The 23,462-nt window shown below is 64.9% G+C and carries 18 protein-coding genes; 17 read left to right on the forward strand and 1 reads right to left on the reverse strand.

All coding sequences use genetic code 11. From position 1 onward, the window contains the following. Positions 1-143 precede the first annotated feature (143 nt). From CYJ22_RS00330 to CYJ22_RS00355, 6 genes are all read left to right on the forward strand, one after another. Positions 144-1,478 carry a DUF349 domain-containing protein gene (locus CYJ22_RS00330; RefSeq protein WP_101600226.1) on the forward strand — a complete coding sequence of 445 codons (1,335 nt, stop codon included), beginning with the start codon at positions 144-146 and terminating at the stop codon, positions 1,476-1,478. A 1-nt stretch (position 1,479) separates the two neighbouring features. Further along, positions 1,480-2,199, forward strand: coding sequence for an MBL fold metallo-hydrolase (locus CYJ22_RS00335; protein ID WP_007590489.1), 720 nt, complete (start codon positions 1,480-1,482; stop codon positions 2,197-2,199). A gap of 31 nt (positions 2,200-2,230) precedes the next feature. Continuing rightward, entirely contained in the window at positions 2,231-3,583 is a 1,353-nt protein-coding gene (hisS, locus tag CYJ22_RS00340; RefSeq protein WP_101600228.1) for a histidine--tRNA ligase, read from the forward strand. Beyond that, entirely contained in the window at positions 3,584-5,239 is a 1,656-nt protein-coding gene (locus CYJ22_RS00345) for a dynamin family protein (RefSeq protein ID WP_101600230.1), read from the forward strand. After that, positions 5,236-6,825 (forward strand): GTPase, encoded by a 1,590-nt coding sequence (locus CYJ22_RS00350; RefSeq protein WP_101600232.1) that lies wholly within the window; start codon positions 5,236-5,238, stop codon positions 6,823-6,825. The genes CYJ22_RS00345 and CYJ22_RS00350 overlap by 4 nt, the downstream gene beginning before the upstream one ends. A 228-nt stretch (positions 6,826-7,053) precedes the next feature. Beyond that, positions 7,054-9,213 (forward strand): DEAD/DEAH box helicase, encoded by a 2,160-nt coding sequence (locus CYJ22_RS00355; RefSeq protein WP_007590514.1) that lies wholly within the window; start codon positions 7,054-7,056, stop codon positions 9,211-9,213. Here the strand turns inward: CYJ22_RS00355 and CYJ22_RS00360 are convergent. After that, positions 9,201-10,613 carry an MFS transporter gene (locus tag CYJ22_RS00360; RefSeq protein WP_196792976.1) on the reverse strand — a complete coding sequence of 471 codons (1,413 nt, stop codon included), beginning with the start codon at positions 10,611-10,613 and terminating at the stop codon, positions 9,201-9,203. The genes CYJ22_RS00355 and CYJ22_RS00360 overlap by 13 nt on opposite strands. 102 nt (positions 10,614-10,715) lie before the next feature. Between CYJ22_RS00360 and aspS the strand changes: the two genes are divergently transcribed. The 11 genes from aspS to rpsD all read left to right on the forward strand — a co-directional run bounded on the left by aspS (position 10,716) and on the right by rpsD (position 23,374). Next, positions 10,716-12,521 carry an aspartate--tRNA ligase gene (gene aspS / locus CYJ22_RS00365; RefSeq protein ID WP_007590527.1) on the forward strand — a complete coding sequence of 602 codons (1,806 nt, stop codon included), beginning with the start codon at positions 10,716-10,718 and terminating at the stop codon, positions 12,519-12,521. 74 nt (positions 12,522-12,595) lie between these two features. Then, positions 12,596-13,213, forward strand: a complete 618-nt coding sequence (locus CYJ22_RS00370; RefSeq protein ID WP_101600235.1) for an L-threonylcarbamoyladenylate synthase — start codon at positions 12,596-12,598, stop codon at positions 13,211-13,213. 145 nt (positions 13,214-13,358) lie between these two features. Next, positions 13,359-14,402, forward strand: coding sequence for an alpha/beta hydrolase-fold protein (locus tag CYJ22_RS00375; RefSeq protein WP_243390416.1), 1,044 nt, complete (start codon positions 13,359-13,361; stop codon positions 14,400-14,402). A gap of 87 nt (positions 14,403-14,489) precedes the next feature. Next, the gene (locus CYJ22_RS00380) at positions 14,490-15,527 is read left to right on the forward strand and encodes an ABC transporter substrate-binding protein (protein ID WP_101600240.1); all 1,038 of its coding nucleotides are present in this window, start codon (positions 14,490-14,492) and stop codon (positions 15,525-15,527) included. 36 nt (positions 15,528-15,563) lie between these two features. Continuing rightward, positions 15,564-16,559, forward strand: coding sequence for a FecCD family ABC transporter permease (locus tag CYJ22_RS00385; RefSeq protein WP_101600242.1), 996 nt, complete (start codon positions 15,564-15,566; stop codon positions 16,557-16,559). Next, the gene (locus tag CYJ22_RS00390; protein ID WP_101600244.1) at positions 16,556-17,605 is read left to right on the forward strand and encodes a FecCD family ABC transporter permease; all 1,050 of its coding nucleotides are present in this window, start codon (positions 16,556-16,558) and stop codon (positions 17,603-17,605) included. The genes CYJ22_RS00385 and CYJ22_RS00390 overlap by 4 nt, the downstream gene beginning before the upstream one ends. Continuing rightward, on the forward strand, positions 17,602-18,396 hold the full coding sequence (locus CYJ22_RS00395; protein WP_007590446.1) for an ABC transporter ATP-binding protein: 795 nt from the start codon (positions 17,602-17,604) through the stop codon (positions 18,394-18,396). Before CYJ22_RS00390 ends, CYJ22_RS00395 begins: the two co-directional genes overlap by 4 nt. 327 nt (positions 18,397-18,723) lie before the next feature. Continuing rightward, entirely contained in the window at positions 18,724-19,779 is a 1,056-nt protein-coding gene (locus tag CYJ22_RS00400) for a hypothetical protein (protein WP_243390417.1), read from the forward strand. 205 nt (positions 19,780-19,984) lie between these two features. Then, positions 19,985-21,277, forward strand: coding sequence for a type IV secretion protein Rhs (locus CYJ22_RS00405; RefSeq protein ID WP_101600444.1), 1,293 nt, complete (start codon positions 19,985-19,987; stop codon positions 21,275-21,277). Between the two features lie 10 nt (positions 21,278-21,287). Then, a complete protein-coding gene (locus CYJ22_RS00410; RefSeq protein WP_101600249.1) occupies positions 21,288-22,631 on the forward strand; it encodes a replication-associated recombination protein A in 1,344 nt (447 codons plus the stop codon). Between the two features lie 119 nt (positions 22,632-22,750). Beyond that, positions 22,751-23,374 carry a 30S ribosomal protein S4 gene (gene rpsD, locus CYJ22_RS00415; RefSeq protein WP_007590432.1) on the forward strand — a complete coding sequence of 208 codons (624 nt, stop codon included), beginning with the start codon at positions 22,751-22,753 and terminating at the stop codon, positions 23,372-23,374. Positions 23,375-23,462 lie beyond the last annotated feature (88 nt).

Genomic DNA, 23,462 nt, shown 5'->3' on the forward strand with positions numbered 1-23,462 from the left:
CGATCAGCGGGAAAAGCGTGTTACATCCGTCCCCTTTTGTGGGATGAGCTTTCCCCTCCTCGTTAGATGTGACACACTAGCTGTGTGTGTCACATCGGCACGCACCCGCGCCGGGCGTAAGCCCTCGTCTCAGAAGGAATATCGTGACCACGACGCCGATTCCGAATAACGAAAACGCTCCCGAAGCTGCCCCCTCGACGACTGAGGAGGTCGTTGCCCAGGCGACGATCGCAGCATCCGAGGTTCCGGAGCACCCCTTCGCCCGTATCGGCGAGGACGGGACTGTCTATGTCAAGGATGGAGACGAGGAGCGCGTCATTGGCGGCTTCCCCGAGGGTATTCCCGCTTCTCCGTACGCTCTCTACGAGCGTCGTTACGCCGATCTTGAGGCGACGATCAAGCTGTTTGAGGATCGCCTGGCGACCCTGAGCCCGCGCGACATCGATCAGACTCTCGCGACGCTGCGCGAGCAGGTTGCCTCGCCGAACGTGATTGGCGACATCCCGGCACTGCGCGAGCGTGTCGCGGCCGTCGAAAAGGCCGCCGAGGAGCGCAAGGAAATCGCCCGCGAGGAGCGCAAAGCCGCGAAGGCTGCCGCTCTCGCCGAGCGTACGTCCGTCGTTGAGCGTGCCGAGCAGATCGTTGCGCAGGATCCCGCGAAGACCCACTGGAAGCAGTCGGGCCAGACGCTGCGTGATCTGCTTGAGGAATGGAAGAATCTCCAGCGTCGCGGCCCGCGCCTGGAGAAGGCCGTGGAAGACGAGCTGTGGAAGCGCTTCTCGTCCGCGCGCACGCAGTTTGATCGTCACCGCCGCCAGTTCTTCTCGCAGCTTGATCAGGCTCAGTCCGAGGCTAAGCGCGTGAAGGAAGCCCTGATCGCCGAGGCTGAAGCTCTGTCCTCGTCCGAGGATTGGTCGCGTACCTCCGGCGCATACCGTGAGCTCATGAACCGCTGGAAGGCTGCCCCTCGTGCCTCCCGCAAGGAAGACGACGCGCTGTGGGCGCGCTTCCGTGCCGCCCAGCAGGTGTTCTTCGATGCCCGCCGCGCCAAGGATGAGGCCACCGACGCGGAATACCGTGAGAACCTCGTGGCTAAGGAAGCCATCCTTGCGGACGCTGAGGCGATCCTGCCGGTCACCGATATCGACCGCGCCAAGGCTCAGCTGCGCCAGATTCAGGACCGCTGGGAAGAGGTTGGCCGTGTGCCTTCCTCCGACCTGCACCGCATCGAGGGCCGCCTGCGCGCCGTCGAGGCTGCGGTCCGCGAAGCGGAAGAGAAGGAATGGCGTCGCACCAACCCGGAGACCCGCGCCCGCGCGGCCGGTATGGTTGGCCAGCTTGAGGAACAGATTGCTCAGCTCGAGCGCTCCCTCGCCGAGGCCGAGTCCAAGGGTGACGACAAGGCCGCCAGGAACGTGCGCGAGGCCCTCGAGACCAAGCGCGCCTGGCTTGCGCAGATCTCCTCGTCCATGGAGTGACATGCGTCTTCACGTGATTCCGTCGCCTTTCTACGCGGCGAATGGGCTTGTGCTCGTCCCTGCCGGGGCGGGCACAGCCCTTGTTGTCGATCCTTCCGCCGGCATCCAACACTTGATCCGCGAGGTTCTCGATCTCGAGGGTGTGAGCGTCGGTGCTGTTCTGCTCACTCATGGGCACCCCGATCATGTGTGGGATGCCGCCGAGGTCTCCACGTGGGGCCCCGATGGCACCACCGTTCCGGTGTACGTGCCCGGCCCCGACATGTACCGCATGGATGACCCGGCCTCGTTCCTTCCGATGCCGCTGCCGGACTTCGTCGGCGAGTGGGTGAAGCCCGCTGACCTGCGCGAGGCGCCCACCGATTCCTTCGAGGTGACCCCGGGTGTGTGGCTGCGCATGGTCCCGGCCCCCGGACACACGGAGGGTTCCGCGGTCTTCCTGGGCGAGAGCCCTCTGGATATCCGCGTGAACAACCAATCCTTCTACTCCTCGAGCGAGCCCGTGCCGTGGGCGATGAGCGCGGACGTCCTCTTCAAGGACAGCGTCGGGCGCACCGACCTGCCCGGTGGTGATGAAACGCAAATGCGTCACTCCCTGCGCACAATTTCCAACGCCCTTGACCCACGAACGGTCCTCGTTCCCGGTCACGGTCCGGCCACGACGCTGGCTGATGAGATAACCTCGAACCAGTATCTGATCCGCGCACGTCGTGTCGGCTGACGCCCGACATTCCTCACAGAAAGAACGCTTTATGGCTCGCACGTCCCTGTCCGGTTTCCCCGAATGGCTCCCCGAGGGGCGCATCATCGAGATGCACGTCCTTGACGAGCTGCGGCGCGTGTTCGAATTGCATGGCTTCGCGGGCATCGAAACCCGAGCGGTCGAAACACTGGAACAGCTCGAGGCTAAGGGCGAGACGTCGAAGGAGATCTACGTGCTGGATCGCCTGCAGGCTCTCAAGGCTGCGGCGTCGGGTGCTCGCGCTCCCAAGGACAAGGGCATGGGCCTGCACTTTGACCTGACGGTGCCTTTCGCGCGCTATGTCGTTGAGAACGCCAACGAGCTGGACTTTCCGTTCAAGCGCTACCAGATCCAGAAGGTCTGGCGCGGTGAGCGCCCCCAGGATGGTCGCTTCCGCGAGTTCACGCAGGCGGATATCGATGTTGTGGGTAACGGTGAGCTGCCGTTCCACTTCGAGGTCGACCTGCCGCTGGTCATGGCCGAGGCCCTCAACAACCTACCGATCCCACCCGTGCGCGTGCTCGTCAACAATCGCAAGGTTGTCCAGGGCGTGTGCGAGTCGCTGGGCGTCACCGACGTTGAGGCGGCGCTGCGCGGCCTCGACAAGATTGACAAGATCGGTGCGGAGGGTGTGGCTGCCGAGCTCGCCCAGTCCGGCATCGACGGCGATCAGGCCTCCGTGCTGCTGCAGATGGCTCAGATCCGCACGTCCGATTCGGCTGAGATCCGAGATCGCTTGGCTGGCCTCGGTGTGAGCGGCGAGCTGCTCGAGGAGGGTCTGAAGGAGCTGACCGAGCTCCTCGATACTGCGAACAAGCGGATGCCGGGCGCCGTCGTCGCGGACCTCAAGATCGCCCGCGGCCTCGACTACTACACGGGCAGCGTCTATGAGTCGGAGATCGAAGGCCACGAGGATCTCGGTTCGATCTGCTCGGGCGGTCGCTACGATTCGCTCGCAAAGGACGGTAAGCGCACCTACCCGGGTGTGGGCCTGTCGATCGGCGTCTCGCGTCTCGTGTCCCGCATGATTTCCGCGCCGATGGTGACGGCGTCTCGCAAGGTGCCCACTGCGGTCGTTGTTGCGGTCATCACCGAGGATCAGCGTGAGCGTTCCGAGGCGATTGCTGCGGCGCTGCGCGCGCGTGGCATTTCTACGGATGTGGCACCGAGCGCTGCCAAGTTCGGTAAGCAGATCAAGTTCGCTGACAAGCGCGGTATTCCCTTTGTGTGGTTCCCCGGAGATGAGGGTGCTGCGGACACTGTCAAGGACATTCGCAGCGGTGAGCAGGTGGAGGCAGATCCTGCGACGTGGATGATTCCCGCGGCTGATGCTGTGCCCTCGATTGAGAAGGTGACGGACTGAGTGCCGCTGACGTCGGTTGAGGCGGCTCGCGCACTGGCGGGAGCCCTCGAGCAGTCCCTGGAGGCGATGCCTCAGGGAAGTGATCGTGATGCGCAACGTGCGCTCCGTCGTCTGCAAGATGTGGTTCTCCCGCGGCTTGAGGACGCTGACGCGCCGCTGCTGGTCGTCGTTGGTGGTTCGACGGGGTCGGGTAAATCGACGCTCGTGAACTCACTGCTGGGGCGCAACGTCAGTCGTGCCGGTGCCGTGCGTCCGACGACGCGTCGCCCTGTCCTCGTGTGCTCACCGGAGTCTCGGGCGTGGTTCATGTCCGATCGGGTGCTGCCTCGTCTTGCCAAGCATGCCGGTGACGGGGGAGAAAGCCTCGACGCCATCACTATTGCTGTCGATGACACGCTGTGGTCGGGTCTCGGCATCCTGGACGCCCCCGACATTGATTCGGTGGAGGACGGCAACCGTCGTCTCGCTGCGGAACTTCTCGATGGTGCGGACCTGTGGGTGTTCGTGACGAGTGCAGCGCGCTATGCCGATGCCGTCGCATGGAAGCACCTCGAGGATGCCGCAAGCCGCGGCCTGCGTGTCGCAATCGTGCTGAACCGTGTGCCCGCGGGCGCAGCCGACGAAATTCGCGCCGACCTTGGAGCGCTCGCGCAGCGCCGAGGCCTGGGAGATGTTCCGATCATGACGATCGACGAGCAGCCGCTGACGGATGGTCGTTTGCCGGTCAACGTGGTGGCCCCCATTGGCTCTTTCTTGGAAACAATTGGTCGGGATGCCGCGGAGCGGGCTGCGATTGTTCGCCGTTCTCTAGCCGGGGCTGTGTCTGCGTCTTTGGCGGAGTCCCTCAGTGCTCTCGATGGCGCTCGTGAGCACAATCGCGCATACGAACAGGCAGTCGAAAGGATCGAACAGGCTGTCGCGTCGTGCGCGCGTGAGGTCGCCTCCTCGTCGAGCGACGACGTCTTGCGCGGGGAAGTAAGCGCCCGTATTGCCGAGGTACTCGGTTCCTGGGACATGACGCGTACGATCTCTCGTTTTATGTCGGGGCTGGGCGCTCGCGTCATGGGTGCTCTGCGCGGCGAGGCCGCCCCGGACATCCAGGTGCAGCGAGACCTGACGGGAGGCTTAGCCGCTCGTCTGGCCGATCAGTATCACCAGGCGTGGAGCGACGCTCTGCGCGCCGCTCGTCCCGTTCTTGGCGCCGATCAGCTGCCCGATCCTCTCCTTGATGCGGACGAGTCCTCGGAGCGTGCGCGCCGCACCGCTCAGGAGTGGACTGCCGAGGTCACTGAGATCATTCGTGCCCAGGCCGAGTCCTCGCACATCAGCGGTCGTCTTCTCGCCGGTGGTATCAACGTTGTGACGGTCTCTCTGATGGTCAGCGTGTTTGCGATGACAGGCGGGCTGACGGGTCTCGAAGTCGGCGTTGCGGGAGCATCAGCAGCGCTGTCGCAGACTGTTCTGGAGTCCTTCTTCGGCGAGCGCACCGTTCGTTCTCTCGCGCAGCAGGCGCGCGACGCGTTGGAAAGGCTCGCGGTGTCGTCCGTGACCGATGTCGTCGCACCCGTGTTGGCTCTGTTGGACCGCTCCGATGCAGGCGCACGCCTGGATGCGCTCGATCAGGCGTTGGCGAACGCTCGGGAGGTCCTCGCATGAGGCGCGCGAAGGGCACGGTCGCGTCGGCAGCCGCAGAGCTCGACCAAATCTGCACGCTGGCGGCCCCCGACATCGATGAGGCGACGCTGTCCCGGATTCGTCAGCTGATCGACATTACCTCCGAGCGTAGTGAGATTGATCCGACGTGGTGCGTGATCGGAATGCTCGGTGGGACGGGTGCTGGCAAGTCCTCGCTGGTGAACGCGCTGAGCGGGGCCGAGGTGGTTGCTGCTGGCGTTCGTCGTCCGACGACGAGCGAGGCCTGTGCTGTTCTTCCTGCGGGGCGTGCACCCCGTGAACTCCTCGGCTGGATGGGAGTTGCGCGGCGGGTGGAAGCGCTGACTGCATTGCCCGGTGACACTGTCGTTATCGACCTTCCTGATATTGATTCCATTGATGCAAGCCACGCTGAGATTGCCGATCGCCTCGCGTCCCGTGTCGACGCTCTCGTGGTGGTCGTCAACCCGCAGAAATACGCGGACGCTCGGCTGCATGACGAGTGGCTGGCGCGTCTTCGCTCCTCCCATGCGTCGGTGACTGTTGTCCTGACGCATATCGACACTGTCGCTGCTGCTGAGCGGGAAGCAATTGAACGCGACTTGCGGCGTCTCCTGTCCGAGCGTGGAATGGCCACTGCGGCGGTGCTCGCGGTGTCTTCGACGACCGGCGAAGGAATATCCGCGCTCGTCAAACATCTTGGCACAGAGGCGGAACGTGTGTCGCGGCAGGCGTCGAGGGCTCGTCAAGCCCTGCATGAGGCGGCGGTGTTGATCCGTGACGCGGTCGGGCTGGAAGGCACCGTCCGCGGGATCGAAACGGATGGTATGGCGTCCAATCTGTGCGCCGCTGCGGCCGACTTGGCGGGTGCGCCCATTATTGGCGAGGCCGTGGCAGGTTCCACGATGCGCACGGGGCGGCGGGCGGGTGGCTGGCTCCCGCTGCGATGGATCGCGCGGATGGGCGTGGACCCGTTGCGTCGCCTTCATCTGGACGACGAGTCTCGCTCCGAGGGCGCGACGACGCCGACGCTACCGACGCGGTCCTCGTCGGACGAGGCTGCTTTCGTCAACGCCGTGCGTCGGGAAGTGGGGGAGCGCTCCCAGGGGCGCCCGTCGGTATGGCGCGGTCGATTGGTGGAGCGTGCCCTCGAAGGCGCACGGGGCGTTCCGGCTGCCGCTCACCGTGAGGTTGCCGGCAACGTGCAGGTGGCTACGGGAGCGCCGTCGATGAGTCGTTTCCTCGGAGGAGTGCAGCTCCTCGCGTGGGTTGTCTGCCTGGTGGGAGCCGCGTGGATCGGCCTCGTTCACCTGGGGCGAGCCGTGCTCATCGACTGGGATGTTCCGGCGATTGGACCGGTTCCCGCTCCGACTGCGCTCGTCGGTGTCTCACTTGTTGTGACCGCCTTGCTGGCCGGGTTGAATCGCTTGGTGTGTCGATGGGCGGCTGGGCGTCGCCGCCGTGCTGTTATGCGCGACCTGCGCGGACTGTGCCGAGATGAAGTCGAGCGGCTGGTCGTGGCACCGGTGCGAGCTGAAGACAATCGACAGGTGACGATCGCGTCATTCATCGCGCGCCTGCGCCTGTGATCGGCGTGATTGTCGTATCGCTGTGACCATGGCGAACAGTGAGTTCGCCGACCACGCGCCCCGCTGCGCCTGTATGGCGAGTAAGCTGAACGTAGCGATGAGGCGCTGCCCCTTGTTATGGTGCCCGCGGGATGCGGGGTTTGTTGTTATGGGTGAGGCCGCGCCGAGGAGCCGTGAAGGCCCGCCCCGATGGTTTTGCTACCCACATGCAACAGGCAAGGAACAACTATGCCCTCTGAGGACTACATGGAAGACGCTCGCGACGAGCGCGATGACATTTGTGACGCAGACGAGGACCTCGACCTCGTCGACGAGACGGACACGGACAGCGACGAATCCGCCGACGAGACCGTCACCTTCGCGAGCCTCGGACTGCCCGAGGAGATTCTCGCGGCAGTGACCGACATGGGATTCCGCGTCCCGACCCCGATTCAGGCCGCTGCCATCCCGCCGCTGCTGGAGCTGCGCGACGTCGTCGGCATCGCCCAGACGGGTACCGGAAAGACCGCTGCCTTCGGCCTGCCGCTGCTGGCAATTGTTGACGCGGACGAGCGCGACGTCCAGGCCCTCGTGCTGGCGCCCACGCGCGAGCTCGCGATGCAGAGTGCCCAGGCGATCGAGGATTTCGCCGCACGTACGGCCCGCCTCGACGTCGTCCCCGTCTACGGTGGCTCGCCCTACGGCCCGCAGATCGGTGCGCTCAAGCGCGGCGCTCAGGTCGTCGTCGGCACCCCGGGTCGCGTCATCGACCTCATCGAGAAGGGTGCCCTCGATCTGTCGAACGTGCGCATGCTGGTCCTCGATGAGGCCGACGAGATGCTGCGTATGGGCTTCGCGGAGGACGTCGAGACGATCGCCTCGAGTGCCCCCGATGATCGACTGACCGCGCTGTTCAGCGCGACGATGCCCGCGGCCATTGAGAAGGTCGCCCGCGAGCACCTGAAGGATCCGGTCAAGGTCGCGGTTTCCACCGAGTCCTCGACGGTCGACACCATCCACCAGACCTACGCGGTGGTGCCCTACAAGCACAAGATCGGTGCGCTGTCCCGCGTGCTGGCTACCCGCGCCCAGCACATCAAGGAAGGCCAGGAAGAGGCTGACGCCGCCATCGTCTTCGTGCGTACCCGCGCCGATGTCGAAGAGGTGTCGCTGGAGCTCTCGGGCCGCGGATTCCGTGCCGCCGGTATTTCCGGTGACGTCGCTCAGACCGAGCGCGAGCGCATGGTCGAGCGCCTCAAGAACGGCTCGCTCGACGTGCTGGTCGCGACCGACGTGGCCGCCCGAGGCCTCGACGTCGAGCGTATCTCCCTCGTCGTCAACTTCGATGTTCCGCGTGAGCCCGAGGCCTACGTGCACCGCATCGGGCGCACCGGCCGCGCGGGCCGCGAGGGTCGCGCGCTGACCTTCTTCACCCCGCGCGAGCACGGCCGTCTGCGCCGCATCGAGAAGCTCACGGGCACCGAGATGGAAGAGGTCGAGATTCCCTCGCCCGCAGCAGTCTCCGAATTCCGCGCCAGCCGCCTGCTCGAGGGCCTGTCCGCTCGTATCGAGCGCGGCCGCCTCGACATGTACAAGCGCCTGCTCGCCGACCTTGGTGATGAGATCTCCGTCGAGGACATCGCCGCCGCCCTCATGGCGACGGCCGTCGGCGACGAAGGCCCCGCCCCGCGCCGCGAGAAGGACCGCCGTGGCAACGGCAAGATCCGCCGTGAGGAACAGCTGGACGAGTCCGGCGAGTTCGTCGGCGCCACCTTCGAGGCCGGTCGCGATAAGGATCGCCCGCTCAAGGGCGGTGCGAATGGTGCCCGTCGCCGAGCGGGCGGCCGCCCGGCACCCGGCTCCGGTACCCGCTACCGCATCGAGGTGGGCAAGAAGGACCGCGTGAAGCCCGGTTCGATCGTTGGCGCCATTGCGGGCGAGGGCGGCATCGACGGCCGCGACATCGGCAACATCGAAATCTACCCGACCTTCTCACTGGTCGACATCACCGCGGACCTGTCCGGCGAGCAGCTGTCCCGTATCTCCAAGGGATACGTGTCGGGCCGACAGCTACGCATCCGTGTGGACGAGGGCCCCGGTGGCCGCTCTCACGGCGACCGCGACGGTTTCGAGCGCCGTGAGCGCCGCGACTTCGACCGAGATAACCGAGGCCGCGGTGGCTACGGTGATCGCGAGGGCCGCTTCGGGGACCGTGATGAGAAGCGTCCGCATCGCTTCGAAAAGGGCGACGGATCCCGTCCGCGCCGCAGCGTTCGCACCGAGCGCTGGGAGAAGGACATCAAGCGCGCCCGCCGCGAACGCGAGGGTGGCCGCGACGGCGGTTGGGACCGCGACGGAGGCCGCGACGGCGGACGCCGCCACTTCGGCAAGCGCCGTTACGACGACTGAGCGCTAGCTGCCTCACCCGTGGCGCGTTCAGATGAGGGACGCAGCCGCGTCACCGCGACCACGGTGAGGATCGCAAGCGCAGCAGCAATCACCCAATAGGGAGCGTAGGCCGCCCCGCCCACCGCGGCGGTGGCGGCCCACGCGCTCATGGCGACGGACACGAGGGCGAGTTCGAGGGCTGGTCCTGCCGAATCTGCGACCTGCAGCCACGAGGCGACGCGCCCGTGCTTGGCCTCGGGGGTCACCTCGAGTGCCATAACGGACAGAGGCGCGTGGACGAGGCCGACGCCGAGGCCGACGAAGAGCCAGCCGATGAGGGCGACCCAGACCGGTATCGTGGGGAACAGGATGGCTCCGACGGGGATCGCGCCGATGGCCATCAGCGCGCCGCCGATGACCGGGAGCCGACGTCGCAGATGCGGATCATGAATGCGCGCCTGGCCGACTGCCCCGATAGCCCATGTGATCGACCCGAGGGTGACCCACCAGGCGGAGGAGGCCTCGGACCATCCGTGCACGCGCTGGAGGATGAGCGGAATCATGACGGCGAGACCGACCTGTGAGGCCATCGCGCTCAGCCTTGCGAGAATCGCCGAGGGCATGCCGCGGCGGGACATGAACGTTCCGCGAGGCAGGAGCCGGGGCAGCGCCCAGGCAGTGATGCACGCGCCGAGGGCGAAGACCCCGAACTGCGCGGCGGGCGAGGACAGGGCGCCCGCAAGCTGGAGCAGCATGACGCCAATTCCGACAAGCCCGGCGTCTCGCGAGAGGGACGCGAGCATGGGGGAGCGCTGGCCCTGTGCAGTCGGGATCGAGCGCAGGACGTAGGCGATAGGGAGCGCCGCGACCGCAACGAAGAGCGGAACGACGCCGAAGACGTAGCGCCATCCCCACTCCTGGGTCACGTGGCCTGCGATCGCGGGGCCGACTAGCGAGGGCAGGACCCACGCCAACGAGAAAGATGCGAAGAATGTGGGGCGGTGTCGCGGGGAGGCGACCGAACCCACGAGGACGTAGAGCGGCACGATGAGGAGGCCGCCCCCGAGGCCTTGAAGCGCACGCCCGACCACGAAAATGACGATGTTTGAACCGGCAGCGCACACGACCAGGCCGACGGCAAACAGAACCAGGCCCGCGAGCAGGACAAAACGGGGTCCCTTCCACTCCGCCAGCGCGCCCGCTACCACGGTGGCGCTCAGCTGTGTCGCCAACGCCGCGCCCGAGGCGATTGGGTACCACGCGGCGGCGTCGAACGATTCGACGACCGCAGGCATGATCGTCGTGGCGGCGAGCTCCTCGAAGGCCACGAGCGTAATGAGGAGAACTGAGCCGATGGCCAAGCCAATTTCGGACGGCGTCCAGGATGAGTGGGCGGGGGAGGAGGGATCGGCGGTTGGCATGTTCACTATCGTACTCGCGGCACGCGCGACTCTTCGGAAGGCAGGCGTACAATGACACTGCCGCCGCCTGTCTCGCGGATGGTAACTACGAAAGGAATCACAGTGCTTCGCACTCACAACATTGGAACCCTCGGCACCGATCTGGTCGGCCAGACCGTGACGCTCACCGGTTGGGTGGATCGTCGTCGTGACCACGGTGGCGTGGCGTTCATCGACCTGCGCGACGCGTCCGGCATCGCCCAGGTTGTCGTCCGCGACGAGCGCGTCGCCCACGAGCTGCGCTCCGAGTTCGTCCTGAAGGTCACCGGCGAGGTCTGCGCTCGCCCCGAGGGCAACGAAAACCCGCACCTGGCCACCGGCGCCATCGAAGTCATGGGTGACGACATCGAAATCCTGAACACCAGCGCGCCTCTGCCGTTCCAGGTGTCCTCCAATGCTGAAGATTCCGGCAACGTGGGCGAGGAAACCCGCCTGAAGTACCGCTACCTCGACCTGCGTCGTGAGCCCGAGCAGTACGCGATCCGTCTGCGCTCGAAGGTCTCTCGCGCTGCCCGTGAGGCGCTCTACGCCCGCGACTTCGTCGAGATCGAGACCCCGACTCTGACCCGCTCGACCCCCGAGGGCGCCCGCGACTTCATCGTCCCCGCACGTCTGTCGCCCGGCTCCTGGTACGCCCTGCCGCAGTCGCCGCAGCTCTTCAAGCAGCTGCTCATGGTGGCTGGCATGGAGCGCTACTTCCAGATTGCGCGCTGCTACCGCGACGAGGACTTCCGCGCCGACCGTCAGCCCGAGTTCACCCAGCTCGACATCGAGATGAGCTTCGTGGACCAGGATGACGTCATCGAGGTCGCCGAGGACGTCCTGAAGAACGTGTGGGCGCTCATCGGCTACGACCTGTCCACGCCTATCCCGCGCATGACCTACAAGGACGCGATGGAGCGCTACGGTTCTGATAAGCCCGACCTGCGCTTCGGCCTCGAGCTCACCGAGCTCACCGAGTACTTCAAGGACACGACATTCCGCGTGTTCCAGGCCCCCTACGTGGGCGCCGTCGTCATGCCCGGTGGTGGCTCGCAGCCGCGTCGTACTTTCGACAAGTGGCAGGAGTGGGCCAAGGCGCGCGGCGCCAAGGGTCTTGCTTACGTCACGATCGCCGAGGACGGCACGCTGGGTGGCCCCGTCGCCAAGAACATCACCGAGGCCGAGCGCGAGGGCCTGGCTGCCGCGACCGGCGCCAACCCCGGTGACTGCATCTTCTTCGCTGCCGGCAAGCCCACCCCCTCGCGTGAGCTGCTCGGCGCCGCCCGCCTCGAGATCGGTAAGCGCTGCGACCTCATCGATCCCGACGCCTGGGCCTTCACCTGGGTCGTCGACGCTCCTCTCTTCAAGCCCACCGGCGACGCCGAGGCCGAGGGCGACGTCGCACTGGGCCACAGCGCCTGGACTGCCGTCCACCACGCGTTCACCTCGCCCAAGCCCGAATGGGTCGACTCCTTCGACAAGGACCCGGGCAACGCGCTGGCTTACGCCTACGACATCGTCTGCAACGGCAACGAGATCGGCGGCGGCTCCATCCGTATCCACCGCCGCGACATCCAGAACCGTGTGTTCAACGTGATGGGCATCGGCGAGGAGGAAGCGCAGACGCAGTTCGGCTTCCTGCTGGACGCCTTCAAGTACGGCGCCCCGCCGCACGGTGGTGTCGCTTTCGGCTGGGACCGCATCGTCTCCCTGCTGACGAAGTCCGACTCCATCCGCGACGTCATCGCCTTCCCGAAGTCCGGCGGCGGTTTCGACCCGCTGACCGAGGCCCCGGCCCCGATTACGCCCGCGCAGCGTAAGGAAGCCGGCGTCGACGCGAAGCCGAAGAAGCGCGGCGAGGAAGCATCCGAGGAATCCGAGAAGTGATTCCTCGTCCGTGACTTTGTCCACGGAACCCCCATCGGTTACCGACCGGTGGGGGTTTCGTGCACAATGGGTACATGTCGTACGTCGAGATGCACCCCGAGAATCCGCAGGCACGTTTGGTCAACACGGTCGTTGACCTGCTGGAACGCGGCGGCACGATCGCGCTTCCTACCGACTCAGGCTATGCGATCGCCACGAAGGCCGGTAACAAGGCGGGTATGGACACGATCCGCTCGATTCGTAAGCTCGACGACAAGCACAACTTCTCGCTGCTGTGCCACTCGTTCGCGCAGCTCGGCGAGCTCGTCATCATTGACAATCACGAGTTCCGCACCATGAAGGCGCTCACTCCCGGACCCTACACGTTCATCCTGCGGGGGACCAAGGAGGTTCCGCGCATCATGCTCAATAAGAAGAAGCACACGGTGGGCGTGCGCATCCCCGATCACGTCATCACGCAGGCGATTGTCGAGGCGCTGGGTGAACCCCTGGCCTGTTCGACGCTCATTATGCCGGGTGAGGACGAGCCGCTGACCGACGGTTTCGACGTGGATGATCGCATCGGACACCAGGTCGACCTGGTGGTCGTGGGTCCCGTGGGTGTCGCCGAGCCGACCACGGTCATCGACTTCGCCGGTGGGGACGCCGTTGTTGCGCGCGTGGGCGCCGGCGACGTCTCGCTCTTCGACTGAGCGCGTGGCCTTCGAGCAGACGTCTTTTTCGCGCACTGGTTTTTGCCGGCTGCACTGGGAGGCGTCAGACGGAATTTATCGTTATGCCGACGGGCTCCCGATCGTCGGACCGCGCCTTGTCGTTGATGGGGTCGACGCCGTTCGCGTGACCTTTCAATGGGGCGCCCAGGCCGCGGCTGACTGCTACGTCGTCCTGAACACGATCACGGATCGGGCGCGCGAGCACCTTGACGAGTTTTGCATGTCGATAGGGCCGGGCCACCCCGATGCTCGGGCGCTCGTGTGCGCGCTTCCTGCGGACGCGATCCTCAGCTATCAAACGGTGATCGTGGGGCCGTGGGGCCTTGAACCCGCGGTGCGTACGGACATGGGGGAGTGGATAAGATTCGTTGAGGATGCGTCTCCCGATTCGTCGAATCCGCTCAGGGTCGTGAATGGGCGCGGTGCCGCAGCCTCACTCTTTGTCGGGCCCGACGCGCGGGTGGTGTGGCCGTCGCAGGATCTGTCTGCTCCCGAGATGCGTGCGGCGCGCGAACGGAACATCGCCGCGGATGTGAGCGCGCGTCTCTCTGTCGCGCGCCAGCATGATGTGATCGTTCATGACGGCGAGGCGGATCCGACGTGCACGCTCATCCTCTTCGACGGCGAGATCTGGCGGGGCAACGGCGTCGGCTGGTTGACGCGGCGCTATCGGGGCCTGCGCGTCGTGACGATCGACGCCGGAGATTTGGGCGCGCGCGAGGCGGAGCTGACCGACGTGGACAGTGTCGTGGCGCTGCTACGGGCAGTGTGCGACGAGGCTGGGGCGGGGCCTGTGATGGTCGCCGGCCAGTCCTACGGCGGTCTGGCTGTGTTGGAAGCGGCGCTGCGCAGTGATCTTCCCCTTGATTGTGCGGTCGCCCAGTCTCCGTCCCTGTGGTGGGGAGGAGAGCAACGAGGAGTTGGCGAAGGGACGCTGATGGGCGACCTTCGCGCCGGGAGCGTCAGGCCGCGTAGGGATGTGCAGCTGCGCCTGCAGGTGGGCACGCTGGAACAGACGATGCGCCCCGTGGTCGATTCGTGCGCTGAGCTTGTGCGAGGCCTGGGGGTGCCCGTCGACGTGGACCACTACCGCAGCGGGCACGACGTCGCCTGGTGGCGCGAGGGCATTGTGCGTAGCCTCGATTGGTGGTGCGCTTTTTCATACTGACCAGGATTGAGATAGCCTAGGTCAATGGGCAGTCTGTAGGTTAGGCTTACCTATGCACCTAACAAGATCGACTGAATTGAGGCACTTGTGCACCTGTCGACGCGAATTCGCGCCATCGTTGGCGTCGCTCTGACCGCTCTCGCTCTGGGAGCTTGCTCGTCCAACCAGCCCGCTCCGGCCTCGTCCCCCGAGGCCTCCGCGACGTCCGAGAGCTCTGCGACGCGCACCGTCACCGACGCGTCCGGCCAGGAGGTTACCCTGCCGTCGCACCCCAGCCGTGTTGTCACGCTCTCTGAGCCGACGACCGACAATGCGCTCGCTCTGGGCGTGACTCCGATTGGTGTCGTCTCGGGCCGCGGCCAGCAGACGGTCGCCAACTACCTTGTCGATCGCGCGGGTGACATCCCGATTCTGGGCTCCATCGGCACTCCCAACCTCGAAGCCATTGGTGCGGCGCACCCTGACCTGATCCTCGTCGACGGCACGTCGGTGAAGAACAACGACTCTGAGACGCTGAACGCGCTGAGTCAGATCGCCCCCGTCTTCTTCACCACGCAAAAGGGCGGCGACTGGCGCGAGACCTTCACCCTGACGGCCGACGCGCTCGGCCTTGCCGACCAGGCTGAGACCAAGCTCGCGGAGTTCGATCAGCACGTTTCCTCCGTGAGCGCCCGCCTGAAGGACGCCGGCTACCTCGATCAGACCTACTCGGTCGTACGCTGGCAGGGCGACAGCGCCGGCCTCATCCTGAAGGAGCTGCCCGCCGGCCAGGCCCTGAGTGCGCTCGGTATGAAGCGCCCCGCCAACCAAGACCGTGACGGCGAAGGCCACTCGGAGCCGGTCTCCCTCGAGAACATCGACCAGATCGACGCGGACTGGATCTTCTTCGGCACGCTCGGTAAGGCCTCGGTGAACAACCCCTCCGCCGGTGGCAACACGGGTGTCGAGGCCTCGGCCGCTGCCCTCGAAGAGGCGAAGAACACCGTCGGATTCGACTCGCTCGGCGCCGTCAAGGCGAACCACGTCATCCCCGTTGATGGCTCCCTGTGGACCTCCACCGGTGGGTACCTCCTCATGGACGGCATTATTTCCAGCATCGAAGCGCAGTTCGTCCCCGCATCCTGAGCGGGGTGAACGAACTACCCGGGTCGATGACCTGACATGACTACTCGTCGTGCCGCCAGCGTCGCCATTGCTTGTGCAGTGGCGACGCTGGTGCTTGTCCTCGTGACGCTCGCGTCTCTCGCTCTGGGCTCGCGCCAGATCGCTCCCACCGTCGTGTGGGATGCCCTGGTCAACGGGGGCGTCAGTCAGGATGCCCAAGTTGTCACGCAGCTGCGCGTCCCCCGTACGATCGCGGCGCTGGTGATCGGTGCGGCGCTCGGATTGGCGGGTTCTATCATGCAGGCGATGACTCGTAATCCCCTCGCCGATCCCGGTGTACTCGGCATCAACGCAGGGGCGGCCTTTCTCGTCGTGACCGTCACCGCTGCGAGCGGCGTCGCCACTCGCACATCGACGCTGGGCGCTTCCCTCGTCGGCGCGGGTGTTGCCGCCGGTCTCGTCTTCGCTATGTCGGGGAGCGGGGGAGGCTCTCGATCACGCCTCGCCCTCGCGGGTATTGCCGTATCGGCTGCGCTCGCATCGCTGACCCAGGCCGTTCTCGCCGCGAATCAGTTTGCGTTTAACGAATTCCGATATTGGGCGTCGGGATCATTAGAGGGCGTCGACATGGGCTCCGTGGTTGCCGCCGGGGCAGTCATCGCGTGCGGCGGCGTGGTTGCTGCCCTGATCTCCTCGGCTCTTGGGGTCCTCGCTATCGGTGAGGACACCGCGGTGAGCCTCGGTGTGCGTGTGCGCCTCATTCGCAGTCTTGGCGTCGTGGCCGTCACGGCCCTGGCTGGCGGGGCGACGGCGCTTGGTGGGCCGCTAACCTTTGTGGGTCTCGCGGTTCCGCTCTTGGTGCGACGCGTTGTGGGTGCTCGGCAGGGGACGATTGCGCTGTGGTCGCTGATCGTCGGTGCCGCGTGGGTGTGCGCTGCCGATGTTGTCTCGCGCCTCGTGCTGGCGCCTTCCGAGGTTCCCGTTGGCGTTATCGTCGCTTTGATCGGTGCGCCGTTCTTTATCATAGGGTCGCGCGGAAAGGGCATGTCATGAGGCCAGCTCCTTCGCGCTACACAGTTATCTCGCTGCGTCGCGTGTCGGTGCGCGTGCACCGGCGCAGCGCCGCCGTCGTGCTCATCGGGTTCGCTCTTCTGTGTGCATTGGCGGTCTATTCGCTCACTCTTGGTGACTACGGGCTCAGCGCCGCCGATTCATTCCGTCGTCTCCTCGGAGACGGTGGGCCTCGGGATGACTTTTTGGGCGTCTACTTCGTCCAGTCCGTGCGCCTGCCGCGTATGCTCGCGGCGGTGGCTGTTGGTGCGGCACTCGGAATCGCGGGGCGCATCTTCCAGACAATCTCGGGCAATCCGCTCGGTAGCCCCGACATCGTGGGCCTGTCCACGGGGTGCGCGACCGGCGCTCTGATTGCCATCATTATGATGGGTTCGAGCCCCGCCGTCACAGGAATCGGCGCCTTGCTCGGTGGACTCGCCTCGGGCGCGTTCATCCTCGCGTGCGCGGGAGGCATGCGAGTGACGGGAATCCGCGTCGTTCTCGTGGGAATCGGATGTTCGGCGGCCTTGCGGGCGGTCAATTCGCTGCTCATCGTCAAGGCGCCTCTGGAGGCGGCCCAGCGCGCGCAGCTGTGGAGCGCTGGCTCATTCTCGGGCGTTACCATCGCGCGTCTGACGCCTCTGCTGATCGTGATCGCCGGTGTCGTTGCGGTGTGTGCCGTCTGTGCGGTTCCCCTCGGACTTGTCGCGATGGGCGATGACATCGCGACAGGGCTTGGCGTCAGAGTACGTCAGACCCGCGTGCTCCTCATTATCGTCGCCATTTTGCTTGTTGCGTCCGCGACTGCGGTCGCTGGGCCAGTCGCCTTCGTTGCTCTGGCGGCTCCGCACGTCGCGCATCGGCTGTGTGCGGCTGGGGGAGTCGGATTTGCCTCCTCCGCCCTCGTTGGCGCTGTGCTCGTGCTGGTCTCTGATATCTGCGCTCAAAGGCTTGTGGCTCCCGCTGAGCTCCCTGTCGGCGTCGTGACCGGCGTCGTCGGAGGCCTGTACCTTCTGTGGTTGTTGATTCGTGAGGTGAAATCGTGACGAAGTCTGTCGTGAACCGGGGCCTGAGCGCCCGGGATATCGTCGTCGGCTACGGGAAGAACGCTCCGATTCTCGAGGGTCTTACCCTGGACGTGCTACCGGGGGAGTTGACCGTCATAGTGGGTCCAAACGCGTGCGGAAAGTCGACTCTGCTGCGTTCGCTGGCCCGCGTGCTTGGTGTTCGCAGTGGTGTGGTCGAGCTGGATGGGCAAAGCGTGGGCGATATGAATCAGAAGGCCCTCGCGCGTCGACTCGGGTTACTTGCGCAGTCGTCGGTCGCTCCCGGCGACATGCTCGTCGAGGATTTGGTTGCGCGTGGCCGCTATCCCTATCAGTCCCTGGTCCACCAGTGGAGTTCACGGGACGACGAGGCCGTGGCTCGCGCGATGCGGGACGCTGGGGTTCGCGACCTGGTGGGGCGCCGGGTTGGCGAGCTGTCGGGCGGCCAACGTCAGCGCGTCTGGATCGCGATGTCGCTTGCTCAGGAGACGGACATTCTTCTCCTCGACGAGCCGACGACGTATCTCGACCTGAATCATCAGCTCGAGGTATTGCGCCTGGCGGAGCGCATGCAGCGTGCGGGCACGACGGTTGTTGCCGTTTTGCATGATCTGCATCTGGCGTTCCGATATGCCACTCACCTCGTTTTTATGAAAGACGGACAGATCGTTGCGCAGGGCGCGCCCACGAGTGTGGTGACTCCAGAGCTTGTGGAGCGGGTTTTTGGGGTCGCGTGCCGCATCATCGATGATCCTGAGACGGGTGCTCCACTGGTGATTCCTCGTCGTTGAGGTGCGTGTGTGTCTAAAAATCTCAAATGTTGACCAGCGGGTCATCAGTGAGCATGATTGTTCGATAATATTGCTCACAGTCATAGAGGTAAAGTCGCATAAAATCAGGTAAAATCAGGTGTTGAGCAGGTGTGCCATGAATTTGCTTGTTGCTCGCAATTACATTGTGGGGACGACGCAATAGTATGGTGCTTGTAGCGAGTGGTTACTCGGACACTGACATGATCGTTCCGCGCGTGACTGTGCCGATCGGTTGAGACTATCCCAGACAGAAGGAAACGAATACGCATGACGACACAGGTGCGCTCACAAAGCCGGGGGCTTCGCATGTCCCTGCTTGCACTGACCGCCTCTGCTTCTGTTGTCGGCGGAATGTTTGTCTCCGTTGCCCCTGCCTATAGTGTTGATGGAATCGGCGATGGTGCCGCGCAGTGTGTGACCGCGTCTGAAGAAGGGGCGTCGATCATTGCATCGTCGGTCGTTGCCAGTGGTTCGCAGCTGCATGTGGAAGGCGCCGGTTGGGGACCCTCGTCGGATGACACTCTGGGTTTCGTTATCGTGACGCTCGATGATGGGCAAGAGCGGCGTCCCGACGATGTTGTGCTTCCGTCCTGGGCTCCCGTGTCGGTGGCGCGTAATAAGGCTGCGTGGTCGGTGGCAAAGGTCGACGCTGATGGAGCTTTTTCCGTTGATCTTGACCTGCCTGCATCATGGACGGTTGGCTCCTCTCACCAGGTGATGATCGGTGATGGAGTCACGGGTAACTACGTCCAGATTGAGGTGACGGTCGTCGAATCTTCGGCCGAGGCGCCTTCCTGTTCACTGGATCCGACTCAGTCGGCGACCGCCGACGTCGTGGAGCCGAGCACCGATGATACTGCGGCACCGACGCCTGACGATGCGGCCGTGAATGCGCCCGCAGATCCTTTCGATCCTGCTGGTGACGATACTGGCTCGACGACTAATGGTGAGACGACGGCTTCTGCATCGTCATCGATTGCCCCGGTGGGTGCGCAGACGCAGACGTCTACGGCTTCGCGCGTGGGCGACGCTACTTCGTCTGCGTCCTCTCCTGCGCCTTCGTCTACTCCGTCGTCGGCGGGGGGCGCGTCCTCTGCCCAGGCCTCGACATCTTCCTCCGGTGGAGCCGCTACCGGCACTGACCCGACGCCCGAGCCTTCCACTTCTTCTGAGCAGCAGAGTGTGTCCGCATCGCAGATTGGCCCCAAGGCGCATTCTGAGCAACAGGCGTCTAATCAGGCCGCCCGCGAGCAGGAATCGCGTCTGAATGGCTGGATCCTCGCGGGGGGTGGCCTGATTGCGCTCCTTGGCGCAATCGTGACGGTCAGTATTGTTCGACGTCCGCACGGTCTGCTGCGCTAACGACGTCTCACCTGGCGCATTGCGGCGAGAATATGTGCATTAACCGATTGGTGCGCGTTGGAATTTAGCATTCATGCGTCACGCCTGTTACTCTAGTTTCGGAACATGTGCTTCTGAGGATTAAGTCACTAAGGAGAACGGTATGCAGCACGCACGGGCTACTTCCGGCCTTGCAGCGCGCGGGCTTGCGGGGCGCAGTCGCTTGATGAGCCTCCTGATGGGCCTGAGCCTGTTCGCTGCCATTGCGCTCGCGATACCCGGATTTGCTGCTCGAGCGGACGGTAATAACGATTCGATTCCCGTTCCGAACACGACGTTTACTGTCACGATCGAGCATGGCTCGTCATTCGAGTCGACCTACGGAGAAACCGGCTACTGGGGTGTCATGCTCGATTCGGGCCGCGTCACGCCGGTTGAGAAACCGACCTACACCCGTAATGGCGAGACGGTGACCGTCACGGCCGATGATGTGTGGGTTGCCACCAGTCCGGACAACTACACGCTGACCGTCCCGGTTCCCAACGGCAAGAACAATGTTGAGGGCATCACCTGGGAACCCGGTACGAGCCACACCGTTACCGTCCTCATGTTCAAGGAAGGCCGCTCGCTCGTCGATGGCGATCCGGTCACGTATCACGTGCGCGTCTACCAGCCCGCTAGTGACACTGCGCACCCGGCTCATACCGACGCTCCACTTCCGAGCGCGGATCCGACGCACGACAATATCGACGATCCGCTTCCGACCGCCGAGCCTGCCCCCGCGCCGACGACGGAGCCGACCGCTGATCCTGCACCTGCGCCTGAACCAACGACGGAGCCCAGCTCCGATCCTGCGCCCGCGCCCACCACGGAGCAGCCTCCGGCTCCCCAGCCCGACGATCCGCAGCTGCCCGCTGTGCGTCCGACCCCGACTCCCTCTGCAACGCCGACCCCCACCCCGTCGGCAAGCGCGTCCGCTGCAGCTTCGCAGCCTTCCGACACCCCGGTGTCACCCATTACGGACGTGTCGCAGCTGACTGACGCGAACAAGGGTGGCGTCAGTGCGGCCTTCACCGGTGGACAGCTGACGATCAACGTTCCTTCGGATAAGGCCGTCGCTGGTGACTGGGTCAGCGCAAACATCATGCAGACCGGTGAGGCTCGCTGGCTCCAGGTCGAAGACTCCAACCAGGTGTCCATGGACGTGACGGGCCTGCCGATGGGTGATTACAAGGTCGTCGTGGCTAACCGCCAGCATGAGCTGGTCGGCTGGGCTGAGTTCAAGGTCGCCTCGACCGTGGCCGCCGCCGGTACCGGTTCGTCCGTGGATGCGTCGGGTGGTGTGAAGCTCCATGCGGAGATGCTCTCCTCCTCGCTGGCGGGTAATGAATCTGAAGGTCTCAACGGTTACCTTTTGGGTGCGGGTGCCTGCATGCTGATCCTCGGCGGCCTCGTGGTTGTCCAGGTTCTCTCCGGTCCTAAGATTGGCTCTTCCTCGAGTGGGGTCACTCTGTCCTAAGCTAGGTTTCATGGATCTGTTTGATTCTGAATCTGTCGACGAGTCGGGCGTGCCTGCTTTCAATGCAGGCGTGCCCCTCGCCGTTCGTATGCGCCCGACGACTCTCGACGAGGTGGTTGGGCAGTCTCACTTACTCGGTGATGGGGCACCGCTCCGCCGCCTGCTCTCACCCGGTTCGGGTGATGGCGTTGCTGTTTCCTCGGTCGTGCTGTGGGGGCCGCCGGGGACGGGTAAGACGACTCTCGCTTATTTGATCGCGCGTGCGTCTGGGCGACGTTTCATTGAGCTGTCCGCGGTGTCCTCCGGCGTGGGCGACGTCCGGCGTGTCGTGGACGATGCGCGTCGCACCCTCGCCAGTGGGGGTGAGGAAACGATTCTGTTCGTTGACGAGGTGCATCGCTTCTCCAAGTCGCAGCAGGATTCGCTGCTTCCGGCGGTTGAGAATCGGTGGGTCGTTCTCGTCGCGGCGACGACGGAGAATCCGTCCTTCTCGGTTATTTCGCCGCTGCTGTCGCGCTCGCTTTTGTTGACGCTGCGCCCCCTGGATGCAGATGTGATCGAAGGACTAATACGCCGCGCGCTGGCAGATGAGCGTGGCCTTGGCGGCCGCTTCGCTATCACCGACGAGGCAGTGGCTGGCCTTGTGCGCCTGGCGGGCTCGGATGCGCGTAAGTCTTTGACCCTCCTCGAGGCCGCCGCGGGCGTCGCCAGCGACGACGGATCGGGAGAGATTACGGTTGCGAGCGTCGAAGCGGCAGCCAACCAAGCTCTCGTCCGGTGGAGCAGGGATCAGCATTACGACGTAGCAAGCGCGTTCATTAAGTCGATGCGCGGGTCCGATGTGGACGCCTCGCTGCACTATCTCGCCCGTATGATCGAGGCCGGGGAAGACCCGCGCTTCATCGCGCGGCGCATCATGATCGCAGCGTCCGAAGAAATTGGCATGGCTGCTCCCGAGGTTCTTACGACGTGTGTGAGTGTCGCGCAGGGCGTTGCTCTCATCGGTATGCCCGAGGCGCGCCTGCTCCTTGCGCAGGCTGTCGTCGCCGTAGCGACGGCCCCGAAGTCGAATGCGACCTATTTGGCGATTGACCGCGCGATCGCCGACGTGCGTGCCGGACGTGGGGGAGCGGTACCGGAGCATCTGCGTGACGCGCACTATGCCGGTGCTAAGTCTCTCGGCCACGGCGACGGATACCTCTACGCCCACGATCAACCGCACCATGTCGCCGCGCAACAGTACCTTCCGGACGATCTGGAAGGCACCCGTTACTACGAGCCAACCGAAAACGGACATGAGGCGATGCTCACGAAGCGGCTCGGTGTGATTCGCAATCTGCTAAAAAGACGCTAGGATGGAACAGTTGTCCGCACCAGCGGGCACCTGGGGCCTTAGCCGACGGATCGACGCGATCCTGGAGTTGGCCCCATGCCGGGATTCCCGGCATGACATGAGAAACAGGAAGAAGAAACATGGCAACGAATCGTTCCCGCAAGCAGGTGCGCGAGTCCCGCGCCCTCGGTCTGGCTCTGACCCCCAAGGCCGTCCGCTACTTCGAGAAGCGCCCCTACGGCCCCGGTGAGCACGGCCGTACCCGCCGCCGCCAGGACTCCGACTACGCCGTTCGTCTGAAGGAAAAGCAGCGTCTGCGCGCTCAGTACGGCATCCGTGAGTCGCAGCTGCGCCGCGCCTTCGAAGAGGCCCGTCGCACCGCCGGCCTGACCGGTGAGAACCTGGTCGAGCTGCTCGAGATGCGTCTCGACGCCCTCGTCCTGCGCGCTGGCTTCGCCCGCACCATCCAGCAGGCCCGCCAGTTCGTCGTGCACCGTCACATCCTCGTTGACGGCAAGATCGTCGACCGTCCGTCGTTCCGCGTGAAGCCCGGCCAGACTCTGCAGGTCAAGCCGAAGTCGCAGACCACGGTTCCCTTCGAGATCGCCGCTGAGGGTATTCACCGCGACGTGCTGCCCGCCGTCCCCGAGTACCTCGATGTCGAGCTGTCCCGCCTCAAGGCGACCCTGGTGCGTCGCCCCAAGCGCGCTGAGGTCCCCGTGACCGTCGACGTCCAGATGGTCGTCGAGCACTACTCGCGCTGACACTAGTCAACTCCGCGCCCCCGAGCGACGCTCGGGGGCGCGGTTTTTTCTTTCATTCCACTGTCCGATTGCGCGCGCCGATGTGTCG

It is taken from the genome of Schaalia odontolytica, from assembly GCF_002847525.1.
Taxonomy (GTDB): domain Bacteria; phylum Actinomycetota; class Actinomycetes; order Actinomycetales; family Actinomycetaceae; genus Pauljensenia; species Pauljensenia odontolytica_B.

Excerpts from the sequence above, each read along its gene's own strand:
- CYJ22_RS00385 (WP_101600242.1), top strand. The coding sequence starts at position 15,564 with ATGACTACTCGTCGTGCCGCCAGCGTCGCCATTGCTTGTGCAGTGGCG.
- CYJ22_RS00355 (WP_007590514.1), top strand. The coding sequence starts at position 7,054 with ATGCCCTCTGAGGACTACATGGAAGACGCTCGCGACGAGCGCGATGAC.
- CYJ22_RS00335 (WP_007590489.1), top strand. The coding sequence starts at position 1,480 with ATGCGTCTTCACGTGATTCCGTCGCCTTTCTACGCGGCGAATGGGCTT.
- hisS (WP_101600228.1), top strand. The coding sequence starts at position 2,231 with ATGGCTCGCACGTCCCTGTCCGGTTTCCCCGAATGGCTCCCCGAGGGG.
- CYJ22_RS00360 (WP_196792976.1), bottom strand. The coding sequence starts at position 10,613 with ATGCCAACCGCCGATCCCTCCTCCCCCGCCCACTCATCCTGGACGCCG.
- CYJ22_RS00390 (WP_101600244.1), top strand. The coding sequence starts at position 16,556 with ATGAGGCCAGCTCCTTCGCGCTACACAGTTATCTCGCTGCGTCGCGTG.
- rpsD (WP_007590432.1), top strand. The coding sequence starts at position 22,751 with ATGGCAACGAATCGTTCCCGCAAGCAGGTGCGCGAGTCCCGCGCCCTC.
- CYJ22_RS00350 (WP_101600232.1), top strand. The coding sequence starts at position 5,236 with ATGAGGCGCGCGAAGGGCACGGTCGCGTCGGCAGCCGCAGAGCTCGAC.
- CYJ22_RS00400 (WP_243390417.1), top strand. The coding sequence starts at position 18,724 with ATGTCCCTGCTTGCACTGACCGCCTCTGCTTCTGTTGTCGGCGGAATG.
- CYJ22_RS00370 (WP_101600235.1), top strand. The coding sequence starts at position 12,596 with ATGTCGTACGTCGAGATGCACCCCGAGAATCCGCAGGCACGTTTGGTC.
- CYJ22_RS00410 (WP_101600249.1), top strand. The coding sequence starts at position 21,288 with ATGGATCTGTTTGATTCTGAATCTGTCGACGAGTCGGGCGTGCCTGCT.
- CYJ22_RS00405 (WP_101600444.1), top strand. The coding sequence starts at position 19,985 with ATGAGCCTCCTGATGGGCCTGAGCCTGTTCGCTGCCATTGCGCTCGCG.